This window comes from Flavobacterium sp. (genome assembly GCF_044338735.1).
GTDB lineage: Bacteria > Bacteroidota > Bacteroidia > Flavobacteriales > Flavobacteriaceae > Flavobacterium.
On the sequence record NZ_JBIIWV010000190.1, the window covers coordinates 1 to 3,704 of the forward strand.

The following is a 3,704-nucleotide window of genomic DNA, read 5'->3' on the forward strand; positions in this document are numbered from 1 at the left end:
GATATAAATTGTAGGAACTCTATCTTGTGTGGCGGCCATAATATAAGAATAATCAAAACCTACATCATTAGGACCTGCATCTAATTGTTGATTCCAATCTACAATTCCTGTTCCTAAACCCAAATGCCACTTGCCCACAACGGCAGTTTGGTATCCTTTTTCTTTTAACATTTTAGGAATGGTTAGTTGCTCTTTACCTATCAATAAAGGAGCAGATCCCGGAAGTATTTTGGCGTCTTTATTTCTCCATGGATAAACCCCTGTGAGCAGACCATACCTACTTGGGGTACAAGTTGCCGAAGTGGCATATCCATTTGTAAATCGAACTCCTCCATTGGCTAAAGCATCAATATTGGGCGTTTTTATTTCGGTTGCACCATAACAACTTAAATCTCCATATCCTAAATCGTCTAAATAGATGAAAACAATATTCGGTTTTACTGATTTATTATTTGTTTGACTGCTGCTTTTAAAACTTATGGTAAAAGCTAAAAAGCTTAAAACAATATATTTGATTTTCATTGGTTAATGTGTTTTTACCTTTGCTTTTTTTGCTTTTTTCACCAATGGAAAAATTTCAGATTCTACTCTTGCGGTTTGCGCTATTTTTATAAACTCTGCTTTAAGTTCTGGCATTGTTTCGGCTAAATTATTTTTTTCAAAAGGATCTTGAGCAAGATTGTAAATTTCAATATTTTGTTTTTGGGTTGTCTTATCATAAACAAAATTTGCCTTCATATCCCCTTTTCTAATGGCTTGACTTTGGCTGCGTTCCCAATACAGATAATCGTGTTGTTTTTGATTGTCCGTTTTTCCTAATAGTGTAGGTAAATAAGAAATTCCATCAATGTTTTCTGGTGTTTTTGCCTTTACAATCTCAGCACAAGTAGGCAAGAAATCCCAAAAAGCGGAGATATGATTACTACTGCTTCCAGGAATAATTTTCCCTTTCCAAAAAGCAATTAAAGGGCTTTTAATTCCGCCTTCATAGACTTCGGATTTTCTTCCTCTTAAATCTCCACCAGTACGTAGGTAACTATCTTCTTCTTTAGTAAGTGCCGATCCATTATCACTTGCGAAAATTATTAAGGTATTATCCAATAAATTCAGTTCTTTTAATTTCGCCATAATTTCGCCTACTTGTTGATCAAGTCTTGACGACAATGCAGCATATTTAGGAACGCTGAATTCTTCAGAATGAGCATCTCCTATCGGAAATCCAGTTTTTTTGGCATAATACTCTAATGTTTTATCATCGGGTTGGTGATACGGATTATGAGGTAAAGTAGGGCAAAAATACAGGAAGAAAGGATTGTTTTTATTGACTTCAACAAACTCTAATGCTCTATCTTTAATAATATCAGCGCTATACACAGAATAAGGAGCGTCTATATTTGCATTTAATTCAACTAGGTCATTTTTACGCAAATAGGAAGTGAAATAATTGTGGGCATGAATTTGACCATTATAACCATAAAACTGGTCAAAACCTTGATTGTTTGGCGATCCCTCTGAAGCTGGATAACCCAATCCCCATTTCCCAAAAGCTCCAGTTGTATATCCTGCAGTTTTCAAGATTTCAGCAACCGTGATTTCACTTGCAGGAATAGGCTCATTACCTTCATAAGGAAGTGGTTTATTGTCTCTAATATAAGCATGTCCTGTATGTTTTCCCGTCATTAAAGTCCCTCGCGAAGGAGCGCAAATATTAGATCCACAATAATGATTAGAAAATTTCATTCCCTCTTTAGCTAGCTGATCAATGTTTGGAGTTTCGATTATTTTACCGCCATAACTCCCCAACTCATTGTATCCCATATCATCGGCTAAAATGAAAACTATATTGGGTTTTTTAGTATTTTTTGTTTCTTGGGCTTGTATCCCAAATGCTGCAAATAGGATAGCAAAAGTTAGTATGTTTTTCGTATTCATTGTTGTTGTTTTATATTTAAATTAATTCTCCCCGTCTTTTTCAACAAAACCTGAAGGGATTGGAACTGTTTTTTTTCCAAATTTTTCGAAAAACTTGTCAAACATACTATAATACTTGTCTTTATACAATTTTTTGATTTTTTCCTCTCGAATCTGTGGATAGTAATCAAAAACGTCTCCTTTGCCAAGTACTCTTGGGTCTTTTTGTTTTCTTAAATCCTTTTCCATTTTAGTCTTTAACTCCTTAATTAAGGACGCATATTGAGGGTCGGAAGCAATATTGTTGACGCAATCCGGATCTTTTTCTAGATCAAAGAGTTCATCGGCAGGGCGTTTGCCAAAAGATAACTTGAAATAATTATAATCTTTATCTCCTTCTTTTAAACCCGTCAGATAGTTTTTTGTTGGCGAATCGTCGCAATTATTATAGTTAAATTCTGGATCTCCAACAGGCCATCTGTTCGGTTTATAATTGTGAGAGTATAGATATTTATCGGTTCTAATGGCCCTAACGGGATAACTAACAGCGATTAGATCCCCATCCGTAGTACCATTATCATGACGTTCTTTTCCAATTAATGAATACGATCTCTTGGCATCAATTCGCCCTGATTTTTCAGAAACTAATGCATCCAGAAAACTCTTTCCGGTCATTTGATTGTCTGGTTTTAGTCCAGCTGCTTCCATAAGCGTTGGGGCTACATCGGGAAAGTTGATAAAATCAGTCACTACTCTACCCGGAATTATTTTGTCGCCCCAGCGTACTACAAAAGCTTCATGAAAATCTTCATCATAAATTTGTCCTTTTACGTAGGGGAAAGGCATTCCTTGATCTGATGTAGCAATAATAATGGTATTATCAAGTAAACCTCGCTTTTCTAGAGAAGCCAATGCTAAACCAATTTGAAGATCATGGTACTCCACTTCTACTCCATAATCAGCCAAATCACCACGAACTAATTCATTATCAGGAAAAAAGGCTTGAACCGTAACTTTATTCAAATCTTTATTTTCCTTTTTATAAGAATCTTTTTCATATTTACGGTGCGCTTCATGGGTTCCAAACCAAAAACAGAATGGCTTTTCCGAGTCTCTTTTGGTTAAAAACGCCTCGAAGTTAGATGCATAATCTTTTTTACTCATACCTTTATATGGCGGAACAAGTGATATCTCATTATATTCCCAACCTGCTGGATTGTGTTCTCCGTAGTATACTCCGGGTCCCCAACCTTTACCGGTGTAACCTATTGTGTATCCGCTTTCTTCTAACAATTTAGGATAAAATTTCCATTTGGGCGGTATAACGGGAATGTGATTAGCCGCTTCTTCCAATTGCCAAGAATACCTTCCTGTTAAGAAACAAGCCCTAGATGGGGAACATTTTGGATTACAAACATAGGCATTGGTAAAAAGCACGCCCTCATTTGCAATTCGATCAAAATTGGGTGTTTTAATATATTTAGAACCATACACGCCCATACTATTTCGTGAGATGTCGTCCCCCATAATAACAAGAATATTTGGGCGCTTATTTTGAGCCACTCCTTCAATCGAAGGAAAAAAACTTAATATTAAAAGCAAGGAAGAGTTCAATAAATAAAAACTATTTTTCATTTTTTTTAGATCCATGGTGGTGTATTAATTTATTTTCGTTGAATATTTACTTCAATACCGTTAAAAACATCATCGATTGAATCTGTATTTACCAATGCAAAGTCAGACTCCATTTTTCCACTATGGTTTAACTGCATATCAGAAACCTCAACTGTTAC

The 3,704-nt window shown here is 35.6% G+C and carries 3 protein-coding genes; all 3 read right to left on the reverse strand.

The window, feature by feature from the left end; genetic code table 11:
- Positions 1–522 (reverse strand): sulfatase-like hydrolase/transferase (locus tag ACIQZC_RS09820; protein WP_396139048.1); only part of this gene is annotated, 522 nt, incomplete at its 3' end.
- A gap of 3 nt (positions 523–525) precedes the next feature.
- Positions 526–1,932 carry an arylsulfatase gene (locus ACIQZC_RS09825; protein ID WP_396139049.1) on the reverse strand — a complete coding sequence of 469 codons (1,407 nt, stop codon included), beginning with the start codon at positions 1,930–1,932 and terminating at the stop codon, positions 526–528.
- 21 nt (positions 1,933–1,953) lie between these two features.
- Positions 1,954–3,546 (reverse strand): sulfatase, encoded by a 1,593-nt coding sequence (locus ACIQZC_RS09830; RefSeq protein ID WP_396139050.1) that lies wholly within the window; start codon positions 3,544–3,546, stop codon positions 1,954–1,956.
- Positions 3,547–3,704 lie beyond the last annotated feature (158 nt).

Coding starts and splice junctions, on each gene's coding strand:
- ACIQZC_RS09825 (WP_396139049.1), bottom strand. CDS start 1,932: ATGAATACGAAAAACATACTAACTTTTGCTATCCTATTTGCAGCATTT.
- ACIQZC_RS09830 (WP_396139050.1), bottom strand. CDS start 3,546: ATGAAAAATAGTTTTTATTTATTGAACTCTTCCTTGCTTTTAATATTA.